General features: G+C 72.5%; 20 protein-coding genes. 8 read left to right on the forward strand and 12 right to left on the reverse strand.

What is annotated here, in order from left to right; genetic code table 11:
- The first annotated feature begins 30 nt into the window (after positions 1 to 30).
- Positions 31 to 771: an SDR family NAD(P)-dependent oxidoreductase gene (locus JW613_RS06670; RefSeq protein WP_209209767.1), complete on the forward strand. Its 741-nt coding sequence runs from the start codon at positions 31 to 33 to the stop codon at positions 769 to 771.
- A gap of 138 nt (positions 772 to 909) precedes the next feature.
- Entirely contained in the window at positions 910 to 1,857 is a 948-nt protein-coding gene (gene dapA, locus JW613_RS06675) for a 4-hydroxy-tetrahydrodipicolinate synthase (RefSeq protein ID WP_209209768.1), read from the forward strand.
- A 119-nt stretch (positions 1,858 to 1,976) separates the two neighbouring features.
- Here the strand turns inward: dapA and JW613_RS06680 are convergent, their stop codons facing one another.
- Together JW613_RS06680 and JW613_RS06685 are read right to left on the reverse strand one after the other, a co-directional pair.
- The gene (locus JW613_RS06680; protein WP_209209769.1) at positions 1,977 to 2,837 is read right to left on the reverse strand and encodes an ABC transporter permease; all 861 of its coding nucleotides are present in this window, start codon (positions 2,835 to 2,837) and stop codon (positions 1,977 to 1,979) included.
- Positions 2,834 to 3,742, reverse strand: coding sequence for an ABC transporter ATP-binding protein (locus JW613_RS06685; RefSeq protein WP_209209770.1), 909 nt, complete (start codon positions 3,740 to 3,742; stop codon positions 2,834 to 2,836). The genes JW613_RS06680 and JW613_RS06685 overlap by 4 nt, the downstream gene beginning before the upstream one ends.
- Before the next feature lie 133 nt (positions 3,743 to 3,875).
- Here JW613_RS06685 and JW613_RS06690 point away from each other — a divergent pair, with 133 nt between their 5' ends.
- The 3 genes from JW613_RS06690 (at position 3,876) to JW613_RS06700 (ending at position 6,688) form a co-directional block, all read left to right on the forward strand.
- On the forward strand, positions 3,876 to 5,186 hold the full coding sequence (locus JW613_RS06690; protein ID WP_209209771.1) for a sensor histidine kinase: 1,311 nt from the start codon (positions 3,876 to 3,878) through the stop codon (positions 5,184 to 5,186).
- The gene (locus JW613_RS06695; RefSeq protein ID WP_209209772.1) at positions 5,183 to 5,842 is read left to right on the forward strand and encodes a response regulator transcription factor; all 660 of its coding nucleotides are present in this window, start codon (positions 5,183 to 5,185) and stop codon (positions 5,840 to 5,842) included. The genes JW613_RS06690 and JW613_RS06695 overlap by 4 nt, the downstream gene beginning before the upstream one ends.
- 117 nt (positions 5,843 to 5,959) lie before the next feature.
- A complete protein-coding gene (locus tag JW613_RS06700) occupies positions 5,960 to 6,688 on the forward strand; it encodes a maleylpyruvate isomerase family mycothiol-dependent enzyme (RefSeq protein WP_307865817.1) in 729 nt (242 codons plus the stop codon).
- Positions 6,689 to 6,802: 114 nt separating this feature from the next.
- Here JW613_RS06700 and JW613_RS06705 read toward each other — a convergent pair whose 3' ends face one another.
- The gene (locus JW613_RS06705; RefSeq protein WP_209209774.1) at positions 6,803 to 7,438 is read right to left on the reverse strand and encodes an HD domain-containing protein; all 636 of its coding nucleotides are present in this window, start codon (positions 7,436 to 7,438) and stop codon (positions 6,803 to 6,805) included.
- A gap of 376 nt (positions 7,439 to 7,814) precedes the next feature.
- Between JW613_RS06705 and JW613_RS06710 the strand changes: the two genes are divergently transcribed.
- Positions 7,815 to 9,137 (forward strand): MFS transporter, encoded by a 1,323-nt coding sequence (locus JW613_RS06710; RefSeq protein ID WP_209209775.1) that lies wholly within the window; start codon positions 7,815 to 7,817, stop codon positions 9,135 to 9,137.
- Here the strand turns inward: JW613_RS06710 and JW613_RS06715 are convergent.
- Positions 9,085 to 9,864 carry a maleylpyruvate isomerase family mycothiol-dependent enzyme gene (locus JW613_RS06715; protein ID WP_209209776.1) on the reverse strand — a complete coding sequence of 260 codons (780 nt, stop codon included), beginning with the start codon at positions 9,862 to 9,864 and terminating at the stop codon, positions 9,085 to 9,087. The genes JW613_RS06710 and JW613_RS06715 overlap by 53 nt on opposite strands.
- Positions 9,865 to 10,021: 157 nt before the next feature.
- Between JW613_RS06715 and JW613_RS06720 the strand changes: the two genes are divergently transcribed.
- Positions 10,022 to 11,008, forward strand: a complete 987-nt coding sequence (locus tag JW613_RS06720) for a GlxA family transcriptional regulator (RefSeq protein WP_372447917.1) — start codon at positions 10,022 to 10,024, stop codon at positions 11,006 to 11,008.
- Positions 11,005 to 11,826: a DJ-1/PfpI family protein gene (locus JW613_RS06725; protein WP_209209778.1), complete on the forward strand. Its 822-nt coding sequence runs from the start codon at positions 11,005 to 11,007 to the stop codon at positions 11,824 to 11,826. The genes JW613_RS06720 and JW613_RS06725 overlap by 4 nt, the downstream gene beginning before the upstream one ends.
- A 78-nt stretch (positions 11,827 to 11,904) precedes the next feature.
- Here the strand turns inward: JW613_RS06725 and JW613_RS06730 are convergent, their stop codons facing one another.
- The 8 genes from JW613_RS06730 to modA form a co-directional block, all read right to left on the reverse strand.
- Positions 11,905 to 12,906 (reverse strand): proline racemase family protein, encoded by a 1,002-nt coding sequence (locus JW613_RS06730; protein WP_209209779.1) that lies wholly within the window; start codon positions 12,904 to 12,906, stop codon positions 11,905 to 11,907.
- A complete protein-coding gene (locus tag JW613_RS06735) occupies positions 12,906 to 13,856 on the reverse strand; it encodes a dihydrodipicolinate synthase family protein (RefSeq protein ID WP_209209780.1) in 951 nt (316 codons plus the stop codon). Before JW613_RS06735 ends, JW613_RS06730 begins: the two co-directional genes overlap by 1 nt.
- Entirely contained in the window at positions 13,853 to 15,610 is a 1,758-nt protein-coding gene (locus JW613_RS06740; protein ID WP_209209781.1) for an NAD(P)/FAD-dependent oxidoreductase, read from the reverse strand. Before JW613_RS06740 ends, JW613_RS06735 begins: the two co-directional genes overlap by 4 nt.
- Positions 15,607 to 15,993: a (2Fe-2S)-binding protein gene (locus tag JW613_RS06745; RefSeq protein WP_209209782.1), complete on the reverse strand. Its 387-nt coding sequence runs from the start codon at positions 15,991 to 15,993 to the stop codon at positions 15,607 to 15,609. Before JW613_RS06745 ends, JW613_RS06740 begins: the two co-directional genes overlap by 4 nt.
- Positions 15,990 to 17,279, reverse strand: coding sequence for an NAD(P)/FAD-dependent oxidoreductase (locus JW613_RS06750; RefSeq protein WP_209209783.1), 1,290 nt, complete (start codon positions 17,277 to 17,279; stop codon positions 15,990 to 15,992). Before JW613_RS06750 ends, JW613_RS06745 begins: the two co-directional genes overlap by 4 nt.
- 257 nt (positions 17,280 to 17,536) lie before the next feature.
- Complete coding sequence (locus JW613_RS06755) at positions 17,537 to 18,157, reverse strand: helix-turn-helix domain-containing protein (protein WP_209209784.1); 621 nt, start codon at positions 18,155 to 18,157, stop codon at positions 17,537 to 17,539.
- 123 nt (positions 18,158 to 18,280) lie between these two features.
- Positions 18,281 to 20,425, reverse strand: a complete 2,145-nt coding sequence (locus tag JW613_RS06760; RefSeq protein ID WP_209209785.1) for an ABC transporter permease — start codon at positions 20,423 to 20,425, stop codon at positions 18,281 to 18,283.
- Positions 20,422 to 21,213, reverse strand: a complete 792-nt coding sequence (gene modA, locus JW613_RS06765) for a molybdate ABC transporter substrate-binding protein (protein ID WP_209209786.1) — start codon at positions 21,211 to 21,213, stop codon at positions 20,422 to 20,424. Before modA ends, JW613_RS06760 begins: the two co-directional genes overlap by 4 nt.
- Positions 21,214 to 21,269: the final 56 nt, after the last annotated feature.

Raw genomic sequence — 21,269 nt, forward strand, 5'->3', positions numbered from 1 at the left:
TTAGGTCTGAATGATCCTGGAGGACACTGTATGGCACGCGGCATCCTGGTCACCGGCGGTGCGACAGGCATCGGGCTGGCCGTGGCGCGGCACTTCGCGGAGAACGGGGACACGGTCGTCATCACGGGGCGACGGCAGGCCCCGCTGGAGGCGGCGGCCGAGAAGATCGGCGCACAAGCCGTGGTCTGCGACCACACCGACCCCGAGGCGGTGGCCCGACTGCTGCCTCGGCTGCCGGAGCGGCTCGACGTCCTGGTCAACAACGCGGGCGGCAACACCGATTTCGACGCGGCACCCGCCGACGACACGGACACCGGGCCCGGCCCGCTGGCGGCGTTCGCGCAGCGGTTCCGCGCGAACCTGGACGCCAACCTGGTCAGCGCGGCGCTGACGACCAAGGCGGTCGAGGACCGGCTCGCCGAGGGCGGCGCCGTCGTCAGCATCGGCTCCATCGCGGCCGACAAGGGGGCGGGCGCCTACGGCGCGGCCAAGGCGGGCCTCGCCTCGTGGAATCTGGGCCTGGCGCAGGAGTTGGGGCAGCGGGACATCACGGCGAACGTGGTCGCGCCCGGCTACATCGCCGAGACGGAGTTCTTCCGCGACCACCTCACGCCCGAGCGGCGCGACCATCTGATCGCCTCCACCGCGCTGGGGCGTCCGGGCCTGCCGGAGGACATCGCGGGAGCCGTCGCCTTCCTCGCCTCGTCCGCGGCCCGCGACATCACGGCGCAGGTGCTGAACGTCAACGGCGGTGAGCGCGGCACCCGTTGACCGGTCGCCCACCAGACCGGCGGCCCACCGTGCGCCGCCGGTCCACCATGACCGGCGGCGCACGGTGAAGCACTGCTTACGCGCCGGCTTCACGTCAATTAAATGGTGCGCGGGCCCTGCCGGCCGCACACTCCGGCCATGCCGACCACCACCGGGCCCTTGGGCCGTATCGCAGCAGCCATGGTCACCCCGTTCGACGCCGCGGGGCAGCTTGATGTCGAGGGTGCCCGGCGCCTCGCCGGGCATCTGGTCGACGAGGGAGGGTGTGACGCCCTCGTGCTCAGCGGGACGACGGGGGAGTCGCCGACCACCTCGGACGACGAGAAGACCGCGCTCGTACGTGCCGTGGTGGCGGAAGTGGGGGACCGGGCGAGTGTGGTGGCGGGTGTCGGCTCCAGCGACACCCGCCACAGTGTCGAGCTCTCCCGCGCCGCCGAAGCAGCCGGCGCCGACGGCCTGCTGGTGGTGACGCCGTACTACTCGCGTCCCACCCAGGAGGCCGTCGCGCACCATCTGCGCACGGTTGCCGACGCCACCGGGCTGCCGGTGCTGCTCTACGACATCCCGGGCCGCACCGGAACCGTACTGACCACCGACACGCTGCTGCGGCTCGCGGAGCACCCCCGCATCAAGGGGGTGAAGGACTGCGCGTACGACCTGATCAAGTCCTCCCGGGTGATGGCGGACACCGGACTGGCCTACTACGCGGGCTGTGACGAGTTCGCGCTGCCGCTGCGGGCGATCGGCGGTGCCGGGTGCATCAGCACCGTCGCCAATGTCGCGGCGCCGCTGGTGTGCGGGGTGCTCGACGCCTACGACGCGGGGGCGCACGAGTCGGCGGCGCGGCGCCATCTGGCGCTCTCCCGGCTGACCGAGGCGGTGATGACCGGCCAGCCGGGCACCGTCGCCACGAAGGCTCTGCTCAACGCGCGCGGCCTGCCGGCGGGCCCGGTACGCGGCCCGCTCCTGGACGCGGGCCCGGCCCTGACGGCACGTCTGCGCCGGCTACTGGACGAGGCCGAGGCGGCGACAGCGGCGGTGACGGCGGCGGTGACGGCCACGGCGGCCGGGGGATCACCGAGGTAGCGGCAAGTATCAGTCCTGTCCGCGCCTTCCGGGTGCTGCCGCCGTGCTGCCGCCCTGCTGCCGCCGTGGATCCGCGGGCGGCAGCACGGAGCGAGCAGCACTCTGCGGACCTCGACCACTCACTGGTCCCGCAGGTGGACGCTGGTGACGGCGACAGCGCAGGCGGCGCACGCCCACACCGCGTAGACGGTCCAGGCTCCGCCGACGGTCCACGGGAAGGCCGTCGGGGAGTAGTTGACATCGACGAGCCGCAGCCACGCACGGTAGGGCAGGGCGTGTCCGGCGACAGCCGACCAGTGGCGGCCGTCGGTCAGGAACAGCGGCAGCACGAGGAGGACCACGACCGAGGTGATCATGGTGGAGGCGGTGTGTCGGATGGCGGCGCCGAGCGCGAGCCCGGCGAGCGCACACACCGGCGCGAGGAGTGCGGAGGCCGCAACGACACGGAAGGCTCCCGGGTCACCGAGGGAGACGCCCGCGTCCCGGCGGTCGAGAATCGCCTGCGTCACAGCGAAGGAGGCACCGGCGACGACCAGGCCGAAGACGGTCGTGACCACCGTGACGACGACTGCTTTGGCGGCCATCACCGAGCGGCGGGCCGGGACGGCCGCGAACGTCGTCCGGTGGGTGCCCGTGCTGTACTCCCCGACGATCACCAGGGCGCCGATGGTGCCGAGGGCGAGGGCCATGAGCAGAGCGGCGTTCGGGGTGAACGCCTCCTGCAGCGCTATCCCGTCCCGTTCGAAGGCGGCGCGGTCCTTCGACATCTGCAGCGTCCAGTGGCTGTAGGTGTCGTAGGCGATGCCCGCGTTGAAGCCGATGACGGCCAGGGCGGTGGCTCCGTAGGCGATCCAGGTCGAGCGCAGCGACCGGTGTTTGATCCACTCGGCGGCGACCAGGTCGCCGAAGCGGGCGGGGGGTCGGCGGGTGGCGCCTTCGCGGTCGGACACGTCCGTTGTCGGGGCGGCGGTCGCGGTCATCGGGGATCTCCTCCGGGGTATTGGACACGGTCGGCTGTGAGCTCCATGAAGGCCTCTTCCAGCGACGCGGAGCGGGTGGACAGCTCGTGCAGCGGGAGACCGTGCCGTCGGGCGATGTCGCCGATCCGCACCGCCGTCGGGCCGGTCACGGTGAGTCGCTCACCCTTCAGACGGACAGCCGCGCCCTCAGCCGTCAGCAGTTCCTTCAGTGCGGTCGCGGCGGGCGTGGTCACGGTGACGCTCTGCCGGGTGCCGCGGGCCGAGAACTCCGCGAGGCTCTCCGCCGCGACCAGTTCGCCCCGGCCGATCACGATCAGCTGGTCGGCGGTGTGCTCCATCTCCGACATCAGATGGCTGGAGACGAACACGGTGCGGCCTTCCGCGGCGAGCCGTTCGAACAGCTCACGCACCCACTTCACCCCCTCCGGGTCCAGGCCGTTGAGCGGCTCGTCGAAGAGCAGTACCGGTGGGTCGCCGAGCAGGGCGGAGGCGATGCCCAGCCGCTGTTTCATACCGAGCGAGAACCCGCCGATGCGGCGCTCGGCGACCTCGGCGAGACCGACCTCCCGCAGCACCTCGTCCACCCGGCGCCGCGGGATGCGGTTGCTGCGGGCCAGCGCCGACAGCTGCGCCGCCGCGCTGCGTCCGCCGTGCACGTCGTGCGCGTCCAGGAGGGAGCCGACATGGCGCAGGCCGCGAGGGCGGTCACGGAAGGGCCGGCCCGCAACGGTGACCGTGCCGCTGGTGGGCTGGTGCAGGCCGAGGATCACCCGGAGCGTGGTGCTCTTGCCGGAGCCGTTCGGCCCGAGGAATCCGGTCACCTGGCCGGGGCGCACGGTGAAGGTCAGGTCTTTGACGGCTGTCGTGCCGCCGTATCGCTTCGTGAGTCCGTTGACTTGGATCATGGCGCCCACGGTGTCGTTCGGCGCCCCCACTCGTCGTCGGGCCGGTGCTGACAATCGCCGGGCGCGGGTGTCGACCCTGGTTGTACGACCGCAGGTCGATGCCCTGTCGCGGGTACGCGCCTACCATTTCGGCATGTCCGCCTCCGCACCGTTGCCGCCGCCGTTGCCGCTGCTCAAGCGCGTACCGCCGGGTGTGTGGACGGCGTTGGTGTGGGGCGCGGCAGCAGTGCAGCCCATCGTGGAGTACGTCCTGATGCCGCAGCGGCACGAGTACTCCCTGAGCTATCCCCGCGACGGCCTCGACCCGCTCACTGCTCGGGTGCTGCTCGCCCTGGCCTTCCTGGCGGTGCTGGCCGGCAGCGCGCTGCTGCGCCGTCGCACGGCGGTGGCGTACGGTCTGCTGATCGTCGGCACGGTCGTCGCGTCGGTGGCCTGGCGGCAGGACGAAGTCGTGCCCCTGCAGTTCCTGGGGGTGGATGTCGCCCTCTGCTACGTCGCGGCCACCCGACCCCGGCGCACGGCGATCATCGCGGCCGCCGGGGCGCTGGGCGTGCTCGCCGGGTACCTCGTGCTGCGCCGGCTCACGGGAGAGGAAGCGGGTACCGCCTCCGAACCGTTCGTCGCCCTCACGGTCGTCATCGCCTGGCTCATCGGCAACTCGCTGCACCAGGCCCGTGCCCACACCGCAGAGCTGCACGCCCGGACCGCCGCTCAGGCGGTCACCGCCGAACGGCTGCGCATCGCCCGCGAGATGCACGACACGGTCGCCCACAGCATCGGCATCATCGCCCTGCAAGCCGGAGCCGCGGCCCGGGTGGTCGAGACACAGCCGGCCAAGGCCCGCGAGGCGATGCTCACCGTCGAACACACCGGGCGTGACACCCTGGCGGGACTGCGGCGGCTGCTGGGCGCCCTGCGGCAGGCCGACCAGGAACAGGAGCCCGGCCCCCGGGATCAGGAACCGACCGACCGCCACGACCAGGGACATTCCCGGGCTCCGCTGCGGCCGGCCGCCGGTCTGGCGGACCTGGAACGGCTCGCCGCGACGACCACGGCCGCCGGTGTCCGCGTGGAAGTGCGGTGGCAGGGCGAACGCCGACCGCTCCCGGCCGACACGGACCTCGCTGCGTTCCGGATCGTCCAGGAAGCGGTGACCAACGTCGTACGGCACGCGGGTGCTGAGGGCTGTCAGGTGACAGTCGAATACCGTGAGGACGAGCTCGGCATCGAGGTCGTCGACCGGGGAAGGGGCGGCAGTACGCACACGAAGACCCCGCAGACCGGATTCGGTCTGGCAGGTATGCGGGAGCGGGTCGCCCTGCTGCACGGTCGCTTCACCGCCGGACCGCGTCCGGGGGGCGGTTTCAAGGTGGCCGCCCGGCTACCGGTGCCGACAGCGGAAGCGGCAGGGACCGGGCCCGTAGCGAAGGCTGGAGCCGGATGACCGTCAGAGTGGTACTCGCCGACGACCAGCCCCTGGTCCGCGCCGCGTTGCAGATGGTGATCACCGACACCACGGACGTCGAGGTCGTGGGCGAGGCCGAGGACGGCGCCGAAGCGGTCCGGCTGGTCGGGGAAGTCGCTCCCGACGTGGTGGTGATGGACATCCGGATGCCCGGCACGGACGGCATCGAGGCCACCCGCCTGATCACCACGGGCACCAGCGCCGCACGCGTGGTTGTGCTGACGACCTTCGACGACGACGACTACGTCTACGGAGCGCTGCGTGCCGGCGCGTCCGGGTTCCTGGTCAAGGACATGGCCTTGGACGACATCCTCGCCGCAGTCCGTACCGTGGCCGCCGGGGACGCCCTCATCGCACCGAGCGTCACCCGCAGACTGATAAAGGAGTTCGCGCGCCGCCCGGCCGCGACGCCACCACGGCGGAGGGAACTCGATCGCATCACCGACCGGGAACGGGAGGTGCTCACCCTGGTGGGCAAGGGCCTGTCCAACGCCGAAATCGCCGACCAGCTCTCCCTCAGTGTGGCCACCGCCAAGACCTATCTGACCCGGCTGCTGGCCAAGCTCGATGCGCGTGACCGGGTGCAACTCGTGATCCTCGCCTACGAAGCGGGACTGGTCGCACCGTCCCACTGAGCGAACTGCCATGTGGCTCCCTCGTTCAGCAGCAGGCGGTACTGCTCGGATCAGCCAGGCGGCCCGATGCGGGGCGGGGGCTTAGTGTTGGTGCCTGTGATACCTCCTGTTGCGGAAGTGGCCGAGGCCCAGCGGGTGCTTCGGGAACTGCTCGCCGATGTGGACGACGACCAGGTGCGGGCGCCCTCCGCACTGCCCGGCTGGTCCCGCGGGCATGTGCTGGCGCATCTGACCGACAACGCCCGGATGTTCGCCCGCCTCGCCGAGCACGCGCTGCGCGGGGAGCGGGTTCCCACCTACGAAGGGGGCCAGGCCGAGCGTGACGCGATCATCGAGGCCACGGCCGGGCGTACGGCCGCAGAGCACCGGGCGGCGCTGGCCGGACACACCCGGACGCTGATGGCCGTATGGTCGCGGGCGGGGGCGGAGGACTGGCGGCGTCCCGTCGCGTTCCGTGACGCGGACATCGCCGCGACGGTGTTCGCGCGCTGGCGCGAGGTGTGGATCCATATGGTCGATCTCGGCCTCGGTATCGGCCCGGCCGCCTGGCCCCCGCAACTGGCGGCCCATGCCCTTGATTTCCTGCTGGGCAGACTGCCGCACGGCATCTGCCTGGTCGCCACGGACCTGGACCGGCGCTGGCACACGGGCGGGGAAGGCACCGCACCTGCCCGTGAGGGCACCGCACCGGTCCGCGAAGTGCGCGGCGGCGTACGGGATCTGGCGGCATGGCTGGCCGGGCGGGTGCCCGACAGCCCGCCCCGCTGCCAGGCCGGTCTGCCCGAACTGGGCCCCTGGCCGCCGCATCCGCCGCAGCCGCCCCGGCGGACGGACGCGGGCCCGTAGCACAGGACAGCCCCGGCCCGGAGGCGGTAGCGCGGTCCGGCTCGCCGCACCTGTGCTGTTCGCCGCCGCCCGCGCCGACCACCCCTGACTCGGAGCTGAGGCCCGGCCGCTGCCTCAGGGGTACAGCAGGCCGCGGGCGACCGCTGCCTCCCGTACCTGTTCGTACAGCGCCGTCAGGACCGGGCTGGCGCTGACGCGGGGAAGCTGGAGGCGGTCCAGCGCCGCGGCGTCGGCGCCGACGTCGGACCAGCCCTGGCCGGTGAGCAGCCGCATCAGCGCCGGGTTGAGGCGGTCGACGCCTCGTACCAGGCGGGCCTCGGGGGTGGCGCCGTCCTCGTACTCCCACCACAGGGCGAGCAGTTCGGGGCCGAGCGGTGCCGGCAGCGCACCGAACCGTTCGCGCGCCACCGCCTCCTCGGTTCGGGCCTTCTCCTCCGTACGGGTCTTCTCCTGTGCGCGGGCCTGCTCCGTCTGCGTGCTCCCGCCTGTTGTGTGCCAGGCGGAGGGGTCACCCGCGTCGATCTCCACCACGTCGTGCATCAGGCACAGCTTCAGCATCCGTTCCAGGTCGAGCCGTAGTCCGCTCTCCCGTTCGAATTCCATGTGCAGTGCCCAGCACACCATCGCCAGATGCCAGGAGTGCTCCGCCACCGACTCGCGCCGCTCGGGCGTGGCCCGGTTGTGCCGCTCCACCTCCCGCAGGCGGGCGGTGTAGGCGATGAAGTCGAACAAGTCCCGGGTGTTCGTCATGGCTTCCTGCCCATAAATTGCTTGGCTTCCGACGGCGCGGCCCGGTTAGAGTGCGGGCGTGTCCAGTCCTGAGGCTTCCAGACTCTAGCCACCGGCCCTCCGGTGGCTGCTTCGCGCTGTCTGCTTCCCGCGTTCGCCGAACGCCATCGGATCGCCGTGTCCCGGGCTCTTCCGCGGTAGTGCTGCCGCGCGCCCGGCTGGACGGACTCTCTTCCTGACGTATGCCGCTGCCTTCCCGGCCCGGTGCTCCTTCTTCGGGGGCTCCGGCGGGTCCCGGATCTTCCAGCGGCTCCCTCAGGCACGCCCTGTCGCCGGGTGGCGTGCGCGCCTACCGCTGTCCTCGTCGATTCCGATCCGAGTGGATTGCGGAGTTTTCATGCCATTTGTGTTGTACGTTCTCGCGCTGGCGGTGTTCGCCCAGGGAACGTCGGAGTTCATGCTCGCCGGGCTCGTCCCGGACCTCGCCGCGGAGCTGGAGGTGTCCGTCTCCGCGGCCGGGCTGCTGACCTCGGCGTTCGCCGTCGGGATGATCGTGGGCGCGCCGCTGATGGCGGTGCTGAGCCGTCGCTGGGACAGACGACGGGCGCTGCTGGGATTCCTGAGCGCCTTCCTGCTGGTGCATGTGGTGGGCGCGGTGACGACGAGCTTCGCGGTGCTGGTGGTCACCCGTGTACTGGGGGCGCTGGCCAACGCCGGGTTCCTCGCCGTCGCACTGACCGCCGCCGCCGGAATGGTGCCGCCCGACGCCAAGGGCCGGGCCACCTCGGTGCTGCTGAGCGGCGTGACCCTCGCCTGTGTCGCCGGGGTGCCCGCAGGCGCCGTACTGGGGCAGGCGTGGGGCTGGCGCTCGGCGTTCTGGGCGGTGGCCCTGGTGTCGGCCCCGGCGCTGTTCGCCCTCGTCCGGTCGCTGCCCGGCGCGCACGACACCGGGGCGCAGGCGGGCGCGGACGAGCCCCCGGCGCAGGCGGTCCCACAGCACACGGACCCGGTGAAGGGCGGAGGACCCGTCCCGGCGAAGGGCGGACGGTCCGTGAGCCTGTCCCGCGAGCTGCGGGCGCTGCGCGGACCGCGGCTGCTGGTGACGCTGCTGCTGGGCGCACTGGTCAACGGCGCCACCTTCTGCACCTTCACCTACCTCGCCCCGCTGATCACCGACGTCGCCGGATTCGGCGACAGCTGGGTGCCGATCCTGCTGGCGCTCTTCGGTCTCGGCTCCTTCCTGGGCGTCACCGCGGCGGGCCGGGTCGCCGACACCCGCCCGCTGCGGCTGCTGACCGTGGGCGGGGCCGCGCTGCTCGCCGGATGGGTACTGTTCGCGCTGGCGGCGGGCAGCCAGCTCGCGGCCGTCGCTCTCGTCCTCGTCCAGGGCACCCTGTCCTTCGCGGTCGGCTCGACGCTCATCTCGCAGGCCCTGTACGCGGCAGCCGAGGCACCGACCCTGTCGGGCGGCTTCGCGACGGCGGCGCTCAACGTCGGCGCGGCGCTCGGACCCTGGGCCGGTGGCCTCGCGCTCAGCGCGGGTGCGGGCTACCGCGCGCCCCTGTGGGTGAGTGCGCTGCTGGTGGCGCTCGCCCTGCTGGTGGGCGGGGTGGCGCGGGCCGTTGCCGCCCGGCGCGCCGCCCACCGTACGGGCCAGGACGGTGCGATCACGGCCGGAACACCTCGCGCCAGCGATGCGCCACGGACACCTCCCCGGTGATGCCGAGGTCGGACAGCGGGCGCCGGTTCCACAGCGTGAGGTAGAGGTCCTCGGCCGTGCCCTCGTACACGCAGTCCGGTGCGGGCGGTGGCTCGGTGACGCGCTCCGCCCGCGCCGGATCGCCGAGGAAGACGGCCCAGACGGCCCCGTCCACATCCGTCGCCCGCACGAGGACCGTACGGGGATCGCCGGCGAACCCGTCCGGCGTACCGCGCCGGGGGTAGAAGCCGCACAACAGCTCGTCCACCCCGTCGGCGGCGAACTCCGCAGCGAGCTCCTGTACGGCGAGCTCGGTTGTCGATGAGGAGCCGGGGGAGAGGGGGGCGCCGAGTGCCGACTCGGCGTCCACCCGGTGCACCGCCGTCTCGTGCGCCTGGCGCCGCGTCCAGAATGCCAGCGAGGAGGGCGCGGGCATGAACGTCCAGCAGGTCAGATCGTCCGGAGCCGACTCCAGCGCCTCGACCAGCAACCCGTGCCCCTCCCGCAGCCACGGCCCGAGCGCCTCGTCGGCCAACCCGGCGGGCCTGGACGGCGGTACGGGCTCGGCACGGGCCTCCCGGACCATGTCCGCCGCCCAGCGGTGCACCGCACCCAGATGCAGGGCCAGGTCACGCACCGTCCAGTCGGGGCAGGTGGGAACGGGGGCCGAGGGGTCGGCCTGTTCGACGGCGTCCGCGAAGAGACGGCCCTCGCGGCTGAGGATGTCGATGAACTCTCGGTTCTTCATGGGCCTGAGCCTGCCTGCACGGGACGGCGCTGTCACCACGTTTGTGCTGTGAGCGATCCGGGGGGGGAGGAGGGGTAGCGGGAAGGCTGGCAGTCGGTGCGGCGCCCGGGGTGGCTTCGGGCGTGATGGTATCGGCGGTATGGAGAACCGGCGGCGCGTGCTTCTTGTGGCCTACGACGATGCGCAGATACTCGACATCGCCTCGCCCAGCAGCGCCCTGGAGCTGGCCAACCGGCACGGCGCCACTCCGCCGTACGCCGTCGAACTGGGCACCCTGGGGCGTTGCGCCGCGCGCAGTTCGGCCGGGATCGTGCTCGGCGCCGGGTGCGATCTGGAGGCGGTCGGCGGGCAGTTGGACACCTTGGTCGTGGTGGGCGGGGCCGGGTACGCGACCGCGGCGGCCGACGCGCGGCTGCTGGCACAGGTACGGCGGCTGGCGCGGCAGAGCCGGCGTGTCGCCTCCGTCTGCACCGGCACCTACGTACTGGCCGCGGCCGGACTGCTCAACAACCGGCGCGTCACCACGCACTGGCGGTTCGGCGAGCAGTTGGCCGCGCAGCACCCCGGAGTCGCGGTGGACGTGGGACCGCTCCACATCCGCGACGGCAACATCTACACCTCAGCAGGGGTGACCAGCGCGCTGGATCTGACGCTGTCGCTGATCGAGGATGACCACGGGCCGACGCTGGCCCGCGCCGTCGCCCGCGAACTCGTCTCCTATCTGCACCGACCCGCCGACCAGGCGCAGATCAGCATGTTCCTCGCCGCTCCGCCGCCGGGCGACCGGCTGGTGCGGGACCTGGCCGGCCACATCGCCGGTCACCTGTCCGAAGACCTCAGCCCGCGTGCGCTGGCCGCCCGGGCGGGGGTGAGCACCCGCCATCTGACACGACTGTTCACCACCCACCTGGGCACCACACCGAGCCGCGCCGTACGGGCGGCGCGGACCGAGGCGGCGGCGCATCTGGTGCGGTCCAGCGCGCTGCCGCTGGCCGCCATCGCCCGGCGCTGCGGGTTCCGGTCGCCGCAGACGCTCCGGCAGGCGTTCCTGGACCTCTACGGCGTCGGCGGGGACACGATTCGCAGGATGCCGGACATGCCGCGGCCCCGCGGCGCCGCCCGTGCGCAGAATCCCGAGCCATGACCCCTTCGACCCCGTCCTCGCCTTCGACCCCGACCACGCCTTCCAGCTCCCGCACCTCTTCGACGGCGCGTCGTGCGGTGCTGCGGGGTGCGGCGGCGGCTTCCGCGCTCGCCGCCGTCGCCGCGACGCAGACCGGGACCGCGCACGCCGCACAGCCCCGCCGCCGTGATCTCGACATCGGCATCCTGCTGTACGACGGCTACAGCCTGCTGGACCCCACGGGGCCTGCCGAGGTGCTGTCCCGACTGCCTGACGCGGCGGTGACGATGGTGGCGGAGCGGCGTGGTCCGGTCCGTACCGACACCGGTGACGTGGCCGTCATGGCGGACCGCTCGCTCGCCGAGGTCGACCGGCTGGATGTGCTGCTGGTGCCCGGCGCCGGCAATCGCGGCACCACGGCGGCGATGAAGAACGAGCGGATACTGGAGTGGATCGGCCGTATGCACCGGCACACCCGGTGGACGACCTCCGTGTGCACCGGATCGTTGATCCTGGCCGCGGCCGGACTGCTGGACGGGCGCCGCGCGACCACCTACTGGGCCTCCGCCGAATATCTGGAGTCCACCTTCGACGTGACGTACGTGCCGGAGCGCTACGTCCGGTCCGGCAAGATCGTCACCGCCGCCGGGGTCTCGGCGGGAGTGGACATGTCGCTCCACCTCGCGTCGTTGATCGCCGGGGAGCGCATCGCGCAGGCGATCCAACTCGCCGTCGAGTACGACCCTCAGCCCCCGTTCGACTCCGGGAACGCCGCGGAAGCGTCCCCGGAGCTGAAGGCGCTCGCCCTGCGGCTGCTGGAGGAGTCGTCCCACGGATGAGTGGGACTCGTTCTCATGAGTGAGCGGGCCGGATCGAGCAGGACGGGGGTGGGCCGGGGCGGCCGTACCGGGCGGGCTCTAGAGGGTGAAGCCGTGCGGAAACGGATCCCGGGGGTCCAGCAGATAGGTTGCCATGCCGGTGATCCAGGCGCGCCCGGAGAACTCGGGCACGACCGCGGGCAACCCGCCGACCTCGGTGGTCTCCAGCAGTCGGCCCGTGAACCGGGTGCCGATGAACGACTCGTTCACGAACTCGGTATCCAGCGGCAGCTCACCCCGCGCGTGCAGCTGCGCCATCCGCGCACAGGTGCCGGTACCGCAGGGGGAGCGGTCGAACCAGCCGGGGTGGATCGCCATGGCGTTGCGCGAGTGCCGACCGTCCGAGCCCGGCGCCAGGAACTGCACATGCTTGCAGCCGCTGATGCCGGGGTCGACGGGATGCACCGGCCGGTTCTGCTCGTTGACGGCGTCCATGACGGCGAGGCCCGCGGCGAGGATGTCGTCCTTGCGTGTCCGGTCGAACGGCAGCCCGAGCTGGTCGAGTTCGACGACGGCGTAGAAGTTCCCGCCGTACGCCATGTCGTAGCCGACCTCGCCCAGTCCCGGCACCCGCACGGTGGCGTCCAGCTCCAGCGCGAACGCGTCCACGTTCCGCAGGGTGACCTTTTCGGCCATCCCGTCCCGCACGGTGACGCGGGCCTCCACCAGCCCGGCCGGAGTGTCCAGCCGCACCGTGGTCTCCGGCTCGCTCACCGGGACCATGCCCGTCTCCACCAGCACGGTCGCCACCCCGACCGTGCCGTGCCCGCACATCGGGAGGAAGCCGCTGACCTCGATGTAGACCACACCCCAGTCGGCGTCCGGCCGGGTCGGCGGCTGGAGGAGCGCACCGCTCATCGCCGGGTGCCCCCGCGGCTCGTCCACCAGGAATCTGCGCAACTCGTCCAGATGCTCGACGGCGTAGCGGCGACGTTCGGCCATCGTCGCGCCCGGGATCGGCGGCAGGCCGCCGGTGACGACCCGGGTCGGCATGCCCTCGGTGTGCGAATCGACGGCGCTGAGCGAACGGACCGACCGCATCAGGCCGCCCCCCGCTCCGCGAGGGCGGAGATCGCCCGCGCCATGTCGGCCTCCACCCGCTCCCGCAGCTGCGGGAGCAGCGGCCCGCGCGGCGGTCGGCAGGGGCCGCCGAACCGGCCGACCTGCTCCATACCGAGCTTGATCGCCTGGACGAACTCGGTGCGCGAGTCCCAGCGGAAGGCCGCCACCAGCGGCTCGTACAGCGCCCGCGCCTCCTCCAGGCGCCCCTCGGTGGCCAGTTGGAACAGCCGCGCCGACTCGGCGGGGAAGACGTTGGGGAACCCGGCGAACCAGCCGGTCGCGCCCATCAGCAGGCTCTCCAGCACCACGTCGTCGGCACCGCTGACGACCTCCAGGCCGCTGCCGGCGGTCCGCTCCTTGATCTCCAGCACACGGCGGACATCGCCGGAGAACTCCTTGACGGCCACGATGTTCTCGATCTGCGCCATCCGAGCGAGCAGCTCCGGTGTCAGATCGACCTTGGTGTCGAAGGGGTTGTTGTAGACCATCACCGGCAGACCGACCGAGGCCACCGCGGCGAAGTGGTCCACGATCTCCTGCTCGTTGGCGCGGTACATCGTCGGGGGCAGACACAGCACCCCGTCCGCACCGTCCTCGGCGGCGACTTCGGCCCAGTGCCGCGCCTGGTGCGAGCCGACCCCGTGCACCCCGACGACGACCTTGCCCGCGTCACCCACCGCCTCGATCGCCGTACGGGCCACGGTGCGGCGCTCCTGATCCGTCAGCGACGAGTACTCGCCCAGCGAACCGTTGGGTCCGACACCGTCGCAGCCGCTCGCCACCAGCCAGCGGCAGTGCTCGGCGTAGCGGTCGTAGTCGACGGCCAGTCCGGCGGGCGCCGATGCCTTCTCGTAGTACGGGAGTGCTGTTGCCACAACCACGCCACCGAGACCCTGCGCGGCCCGGGGCGGCTTCTTGCTTTCGCTCATGAAGTGCTCTCCTCCGAAGGATCGGTCGGATCGGTTCGCTCGGCGGTGCCGGGGGTGGTGGCGTCGGGAACGGTGATGTCGGGGGTGGCGATCTCGGGGGTGCCCGGAGTGGCGTCGGGGGCGGTGCCCGAAGGAGCAGTGCCCCAGGGCTCCGGGGAAGCGGCGAGCTCGCCGAGCCGGAGTGGCTGGGCGATCGGCCTGCGGTGCGGGGTGGCGGCGGGCAGCCCTTCGGCGGACTGCTCGCGGGGTCCATCCCCGGCCCTGTCCTCACCCCTGGCCCTGTTTCCACCCCCGGGCCCGTCCCTGCGCCCGGGGATCGGTCCGGCATCGGGCCGGGCACCGAGCCGGTCGCGGAGCTCCAAGACGGTGGGGCCGCAGATCCTGGCCTGGCAGGGCCCGAGCCCGGCCCGGGTGCCCAGCTTGGCGACTCGGGGCGACGCCTCCGCCTCGCTTCCGAACGCCGCGCACAGGGCCCCGAAGTCGGTCTCCTCGCAGCGGCACACCACCGTGTCCGCACGCAGCCAGCCCGGCCAGCCCGCCCCGATGGGATGTGCGCGGGCGAGTCGGCGCGCGAAGGCCCGCCCCTGGTCCCGGCTGCGCCGCAGTACGCGCAGCGCCCGTGCGGACCGGTCGCCACCGGCGGCCGACCACCCCGCCACCGCGCCCTCGGCACGCGCGGCCGGCTCCCCGGCGATCCCCGTGACCTCCCCGGCGGCGAAGACGCCGGGCACGCTGGTGCGCTGCTCGTCGTCCACCAGCACGAACTCCCCGGTACCGGTACCGGTCCCGCTCCCGAGCCCGGGTCGGCCACGGTCGCCGTGCAGAGCGCACCCGGCCGCCACCGGTAGCTCCAACTGCGGGCTGAAACCATGGCTGATGCACAGCGCGTCGACCGGCACGGTGCGCTCGCTCCCGCCGACCACCGACCAATCCGGGCGCAACCGGGCGGTGACGACCTCCTCCACACGGCCCTCGCCCCGCGCCTCGACGACCGTGCAGCCCAGCCGGTAGGGCACCCGGTGGCGGGCCATCGCGGCGGTGCAGTCGGCGAGTTCGGGCGTCTTGCCCAGCTGCGCGGCCAGCTCCCAGGGACGGCTGCCCCAGCCCCGGGCCACGGTGCCCGCGGTGTTGGCCTCCAGCACCTCCAGCACGGTGGAGCCCGCCTCCAGCAAGGACGCGGCCACCGGAAGCAGGAACGGTCCACTGCCCGCGACCACGGCACGCTCGCCGACGGCCACCCGCTCCCCCTTGGCCAACGCTTGTGCGGCGCCTGCGGTGAAGACCCCCGGCAACTGCCAACCGGGGAAGGGGAGCACCCGGTCGTGCGCACCGGTCGCCAGCACCAGCGCGTCCACGTCGAGTGTCCGCCGCCCACGTCCGGAGCCGTCGGCGGGACCACCGCACAGCAGATGCACGCGCGGTGGCCGTCCGGTCGGGTCCGCCGGACCACCCGGTGCGGCCGGTTCGGGGTTGCCTTCGTGGCGCTCCAGCGCCCAGACCGAGGTCTCCGGCAGCCAACTGCAGCGCCGATGCGTCAGCACCTGGCGGCGGCGCCGCTCGAACTCCTGCCACCCGTGCTGGAGTCGTCCGGGACGCTCCGCCGCGTACGCCTCGGGCAGCATGCGGTGGTACTGGCCGCCCGGCTGCTCGGCGGCGTCGATCAGCGTCACCCGGGCGCCCGCCGCCAGCGCCGCGTGCGCCGCCGCCAACCCGGCCGGTCCCGCACCGACGACCCCCACGTGCCGGGGGGTCACTCGCCCTCCCCGGTCTGCGGGCCGGCCTGCGCTTCGGCCCGGGAGGCGGCCTGTGTGCCGGGTGTACCGGGGCAGAGGCCGGTCCGGGCACGGGACTGGGTGTGCACGACGTCGCCGTCCACGGCCCGCCGTCGGCAAGCGCGTACGTCGCGGTCGCCATTGACGGTCACCAGGCAGTCGAAGCAGACACCGATGCCGCAGAACACCCCGCGCCCGGCACCGGAGGGGCCCTCGCGCCAGGCCAGCCGGCCGGAGACGAGCAGTACACCGGCCACCGTCTGCCCCTCGACGCCGTCGGCCGGCTCGCCGTCGACGGTGATGCGCAACGGCCGGTCCCGGCGGCCGGTGGAGTCGCTCTCGACGGGTACGAGTCGCGGGCTCATGCCCCCTCCTGGTCCTGGTCCTGGTCCTGCTCCATTTCCAGCTTCCGGCGCTGTTCTCGGTTCTGTTTCCGGCCCTGTTTCCGGTTCTGCTGCCGGGATTCGGGCGGGGGCGTGAGCACGGCCGGGCGGTCCACCCGGAACGGGTGGGCGTCGATCTCGGTCGGCTCACCGAGTACGAGATCTCGCAGCAGCCGTCCGGTGCCGACCGAAAGCCCGATCCCGGCGCCCTCGTGACCGCTCGCGTGCCACAACCCGGCCAGCCGGGGGTCGGCGCCGACGACCGGCAGATGGTCGGGCACGTACGGCCGGAAACCGCCGTACGCCCGCATCACCGGCACACCGGCGAGTGACGGGAAGAGCCGCAGCGCCTTGGCCGCGACGGCGGACAGCACTTCGGGCCGCAGCAGGTCGTCGAAGCCGACCCGGCGCCGCGAGGAGCCGATCAGTACGCTGCCCGCCCGCGTCGACTCGACCACCGCCGAGGTCTGCAACTCCTCCTCGCTGCTGCCCACGGCGCCCACGTAGTCGGCGTCGTAGACCTTGTGGAAGACGGTCGGCGGCAGCGGCGTCGTCACCAGGACGTCGCCGCGACGGGGTTCGACGGCCACCGGCGCGCCGAGTCGGGCACCGAGCGCGCCCGACCAGGGACCGGCCGCGTTGACGAACAGATCGGCCTCCACCACCCCACCGGGTGTGCGTACACCGGTCAGCCGGCCGCCGCGGGTCACCACCCCGGCGAGCACCTCTTCGCCGGTCCGCAGCCTGGCGCCTGCCGCGAGGGCGTCGGTGAGCAGCGCCGCTGCCGCGCCTGCGGGCTGCACCTGGGCGTCTTCGGGGTAGTGGACGGCTGCGGTGTGCGCATGGGTGATGCAGGGTTCGGCTGCGCGGAGCGCGTCAGTCGTCAGGGTGTCGGCCCGCACGTCGGCGGCGCGCTGGGTGGCGGCGAACTCCGCGAGCCCGTGGGCCCCGGCTTCGGTGGTGGCGACGACGATGCCGCCCTTGGGGTCCCACTCGGCCGCTTCCACACACCGCGCTCCCGCGGGGGAGCGTTCCGCGATTGCCGCCAGCACCTCCGGCCACAGGCGCCGCGAGAGTTGGGCCAGTCGGAGTTCGGGCCCGGGGCCCTTGTCGGAGACGAGTACGTTGCCCTCGCCGTGCGAGGTGGTGGCCGCCCCGGCGCCGCCCCGGTCGAGGAGCGTCACTTCCAGCCCGGCCAGGGCGAGTTCGCGAGCACAGGCCGCTCCGATGATGCCGGCCCCGAGCACCACGGCCCGCGTTCCGTTCATCGAACCCTCCTCGTTCGTTAAAGCGAACGAGAGGGACGCTATGCCAGCGCCCGGGGGGTGTCAACGGTGCGACCGCGCCGTGCCCGCCGTGGGTCGTCTCCAACCGCGACCCCACCCCACGTATCCCGCCCTGCGTATCCCCGCGTCCCCCGGCGTGCCCCGGCCCGCGTACCCCGGCCCCCGCGTATCCCGGCCCCGCGTATCCGCACGCGTACCCGACGACGGCGCGGTGGATGGCCGCACGGTTGCGCGGTCGGTCAGTCACCGCATGGGGTGCCCTCACCGGGCAGGGAGTGCGGGGCGTTCGGGTCCAGGCGCTGGTCCGACCGGTACTGGAGCAGCAGCACCGAGCGCACGACCCCCTCCACGGCGGCATAGCTGTGCGGCAGTGTGGCGTCGAAGCCGACGTAGTCCCCGGCCTCCAGTTCCACTTCCTGCCCGTCGACCGTCACCTCCAGCCGGCCGGCCTGCACGACGGTGTGCTCGATACCGACGTGGCCCGGTGAATCCCGCCGTTCACCGGCTCTGACCTGCTGGTCGTACACCTCGAAGACGGCCTGCCCCGACTCGATCCGCTGCAGCGGGCGAAGGTCGATGCCCTGGCCGCTGAGCATCTCGACATCCTTGGCCCGGACCACGCGCAGGCCAGCGGGCTGCTGGGCGTCCAGCAGGTCGGAGATCGGCACCTCGAGAACGCGCGAAAGGCTGAAGACCGTTTCGATGGTGGGGTTTCCGGTGCCGGACTCCAGCTGGGACAGCGTCGCCTTGCCGATCTTGGAGCGGCGCGACAGCTCGGAGATCGACAACCCCCGCTGGGCTCGCGCCCGCTTCAGGTTGAGCGCCAGCATTCCCCGGATCGACCCCTCGGGACCGCTCACGGTCCCCTCCCTTCCCTCACGGGTTGCGTTCGCTTTACTGAACGATCTGGTGGTGTGCTCGGTCATTATCCCGAACTGAAAGGCAATGGCGCCGTGTACCTCCGTCGCGGCCCGTGAGAGGGCTCATCTCTCCACGAGGGTGATCTCCGTTGCCTTGACGCTGGTGAAGACCTCGGCACCGTCCGCCAACCTGAGCTCGGCAGCGGCCTCCGTGGTGATCTCGGCGACCAGGTCCGGACCGTTGGCCGAGGTGACGAGCACCCGCAGCCGACTGCCGACCGCCGTGATCTCCCGTACCGTCCCCGGCCACACATTGCGCGGGCTGCCGTGCGGGCGCCGGCGGTGCAGGGCGACCGCCTCGGGAGCGATGACCGCCAGCACGGCGGTCCCCTCCCCGACCGGGTCGGCGACCACCAGGCTGCCCCCGGCGTCCAGGGCCAGCGTGCCGTCCGTCGCCGCCGTGCCCGCCAGCGCGTTGCGCCCGAGCATCCGTGCCACCCACGGCGAGCGCGGATGCCGGGTGACCTCGGTGGGCGGAGCGTCCTGGACAGCCCGGCCGTCCTCCAGCACCAGTACCCGGTCGGCCAGTGAGACCGCCTCCACCGGGTCGTGTGTGACCAGCAGACAGACGCCACCGAACCCGGCGAGATGGCCGCGCAGTGTGTGCCGTACCTGTGCCCGCGTCGTCTGGTCGAGCGCTGCCAGTGGCTCGTCCAGCAACAGCAGCCGGGGCCGCCCCGCCAACGCTCGGGCCAGCGCCACCCGCCCGGCCTGGCCGCCGGAGAGCTGCCCCGGTCTGCGGTGTGCCAGGTGCCCGACCCCCAGCCGTGTCAGCCACGCCTGTGCCTGGCGGCGCGCTTCGGTACGGCGTACTCCCTGGGCACGCAGCCCGTACGCCGTGTTCGCCAGAGCGGTCAGATGTGGGAAGAGCGCACCGTCCTGCGGGACCCAGGCGACACCGCGTCGGTGCGAAGGCAGCGAGCCGACCGGCAGCTCGCCGAGCAGGAGCTCTGCGTGTGCGCGCGGAGTGAGACCGAGGAGGGCACGCAGCAGCGTCGTCTTACCGGCCCCGTTGGGACCGACGACGGCGACGGTGGTGCCGGGCTCGGCATCCAGCGTCAGCTCGGTGAACCCGGTGACACGGGCATGCAACGGCCAACCACCGCCGACGCCACCCGGGCCACTCGGTTCACCTGTTCCAGTGGGGCCAGCCGCACCGGTGGGGGAACTGGTGTCACCGGTGGTGCTGACGCCGGCGCCTGTGCCATTAGCGGTGGTGCCGTCAGCGGGGCTGCCGCCCGTATTGCTGATGCCCTTCGTACCGGCGGGGTCGGGTGTACCGGGCGGCGGGGCGATCTCGTCGAGGAGCGGGGTGGGTGTGGCCCGGGAGCGCCCGGTGCCCGCCCAGCGACCGCGCAGTCCGACGAGTACCGCCATGGCGATGGCGAGCAGGAGCAGCGAGACCGATGTCGCCGCCTCCGGCTGCTCCTGGAGCAGGAGATACACCTGGAGCGGCAGCGTCTGTGTCGCCCCCGGAAGATTTCCGGCAAATGTGATCGTGGCCCCGAACTCGCCGAGCGCCCGTGCCCAGGTGAGCGCCGCGCCCGCCGCCAGCCCCGGGGCGACCAGTGGCAAGGTGACCGTACAGAACACCCGCAGCGGCCCGGCGCCCAGCGAGGCCGCCGTCTCCTCATAGGCGGGCCGCAACCCCGCCAGGGTCCCCTCCAGACTGATCACCAGGAACGGCATCGCCACGAATGTCGCCGCGACCACCGCCCCCGAGGTGTGAAACGGCAGCACGATGCCGAATGTCTCCTCCAGCCAAGGCCCCAGCAGCCCGCGCCGCCCGAAACCCAGCAGCAGCGCCACGCCCCCCACGGTCGGCGGCAGCACCATCGGCAACAGCACCAACGAACGCACCAGCGCCTTGCCGGGGAAGCTGACCCGCGCCAACAGCCAGGCCAGCGGCACGCCCAGTACGAGCGAGAGCTCGAGCGCGCAGAAGGACACCAGCAACGAAAGCTTTACCGCCTCCGTCACGCCCTCGCTGCTCAGATGCGAGCCCAACTCCGCCCACTCGGTTCGCGCCAGGATGCCGAGCAACGGCATCAGCAAGAACGCGATCGCCAACAGCGCGGGCGCCGCCAGCGCGAACGGCGTAGGCGGCCGGGTGCGGGTGCGGGTGCCGGTGCCGGTTCGGATGCGGGCGCGGACGCGACGCGCCGCCGGGTGCGCGTGAGGCTCTCCGTGGTGGTGCGGGCGGGTCATGGGCGCTGGAAACCCGCGCCACGCAGCACCTTCTGGGCCTGGGGCGTGCTCAACCACTTCACGAATGCCGCAGCCTCCTTCTGGTGCTGGGACTGCTTGAGGGTGGCGGCGGGGTAGGAGGCGATGGCGTTCTGGCTGTCCGGTATGTCGATGGCGTCCACCTTCTTGGGCGCCGTGGCGGCGTCGGTCTTGTAGACGAGACCCGCGTCCGCCTCGCCCAGTTCGACCTTGCTGAGCACCGCCCGGACGTTCGGCTCCTCGGAAACGGGCTCGACCTTCAGCTTCTGGGCATCCAGCACCTGCTTGCCGTAGCGCCCGACCGGCACCTCGGGCGCCGCCAGCACCACTTTCAGCTTGCTGTCCGCCAGATCCTCGAGGCGCTCGACGTGCTTCGGGTTGCCCTCTTCGGTGGCGATGACGAGCCGGTTCCTGGCGATGACGGTCGGCTTGCCCGTCTCGCCCTTGAGGCCGCCCATGGTGGCGGTGTCCGCCGTGGCCAGCACATCTGCGGGCACGCCCTGCTCGACCTGTGCCGCCAGTGCCTGCGATCCGGCGAAGGAGAACTTCACCTTGGTGTCGGGGTGCTCCTTCTCGTAGGCCTTACCCGCTTTCTGGAACACGTCCGTGAGGGACGCGGCGCCGAGCACGGTCAGTTCGGTCTTTCCCCCTTCACCCGCGCCACCGCCACCACCACTTCCGCCACTCCCGCACGCGGCGAGCGGAACGAGCACGGCGACGGTGACGAGCGCGGCGAGCACTCGGCGAGGTGTCAGAGGGATCGCATGCATGGGCGGAACTCCCGGTGAGGCAGCTGAGGCACAAGCCCCCAAGGAAAGGAAGGCAA

It is taken from the genome of Streptomyces smyrnaeus, from assembly GCF_017676345.1.
GTDB classification, from domain to species: Bacteria; Actinomycetota; Actinomycetes; order Streptomycetales; family Streptomycetaceae; genus Streptomyces; species Streptomyces smyrnaeus.

What these genes read in the sequence shown, in the direction of transcription:
- JW613_RS06680 (WP_209209769.1), bottom strand. Translation starts at nt 2,837, where the DNA reads ATGACCGCGACCGCCGCCCCGACAACGGACGTGTCCGACCGCGAAGGC.
- JW613_RS06715 (WP_209209776.1), bottom strand. Translation starts at nt 9,864, where the DNA reads ATGAAGAACCGAGAGTTCATCGACATCCTCAGCCGCGAGGGCCGTCTC.
- JW613_RS06685 (WP_209209770.1), bottom strand. Translation starts at nt 3,742, where the DNA reads ATGATCCAAGTCAACGGACTCACGAAGCGATACGGCGGCACGACAGCC.
- JW613_RS06705 (WP_209209774.1), bottom strand. Translation starts at nt 7,438, where the DNA reads ATGACGAACACCCGGGACTTGTTCGACTTCATCGCCTACACCGCCCGC.
- JW613_RS06695 (WP_209209772.1), top strand. Translation starts at nt 5,183, where the DNA reads ATGACCGTCAGAGTGGTACTCGCCGACGACCAGCCCCTGGTCCGCGCC.
- JW613_RS06745 (WP_209209782.1), bottom strand. Translation starts at nt 15,993, where the DNA reads ATGAGCCCGCGACTCGTACCCGTCGAGAGCGACTCCACCGGCCGCCGG.
- JW613_RS06725 (WP_209209778.1), top strand. Translation starts at nt 11,005, where the DNA reads ATGACCCCTTCGACCCCGTCCTCGCCTTCGACCCCGACCACGCCTTCC.
- JW613_RS06690 (WP_209209771.1), top strand. Translation starts at nt 3,876, where the DNA reads ATGTCCGCCTCCGCACCGTTGCCGCCGCCGTTGCCGCTGCTCAAGCGC.
- JW613_RS06730 (WP_209209779.1), bottom strand. Translation starts at nt 12,906, where the DNA reads ATGCGGTCGGTCCGTTCGCTCAGCGCCGTCGATTCGCACACCGAGGGC.
- dapA (WP_209209768.1), top strand. Translation starts at nt 910, where the DNA reads ATGCCGACCACCACCGGGCCCTTGGGCCGTATCGCAGCAGCCATGGTC.
- modA (WP_209209786.1), bottom strand. Translation starts at nt 21,213, where the DNA reads ATGCATGCGATCCCTCTGACACCTCGCCGAGTGCTCGCCGCGCTCGTC.
- JW613_RS06710 (WP_209209775.1), top strand. Translation starts at nt 7,815, where the DNA reads ATGCCATTTGTGTTGTACGTTCTCGCGCTGGCGGTGTTCGCCCAGGGA.
- JW613_RS06670 (WP_209209767.1), top strand. Translation starts at nt 31, where the DNA reads ATGGCACGCGGCATCCTGGTCACCGGCGGTGCGACAGGCATCGGGCTG.
- JW613_RS06750 (WP_209209783.1), bottom strand. Translation starts at nt 17,279, where the DNA reads ATGAACGGAACGCGGGCCGTGGTGCTCGGGGCCGGCATCATCGGAGCG.
- JW613_RS06735 (WP_209209780.1), bottom strand. Translation starts at nt 13,856, where the DNA reads ATGAGCGAAAGCAAGAAGCCGCCCCGGGCCGCGCAGGGTCTCGGTGGC.
- JW613_RS06760 (WP_209209785.1), bottom strand. Translation starts at nt 20,425, where the DNA reads ATGACCCGCCCGCACCACCACGGAGAGCCTCACGCGCACCCGGCGGCG.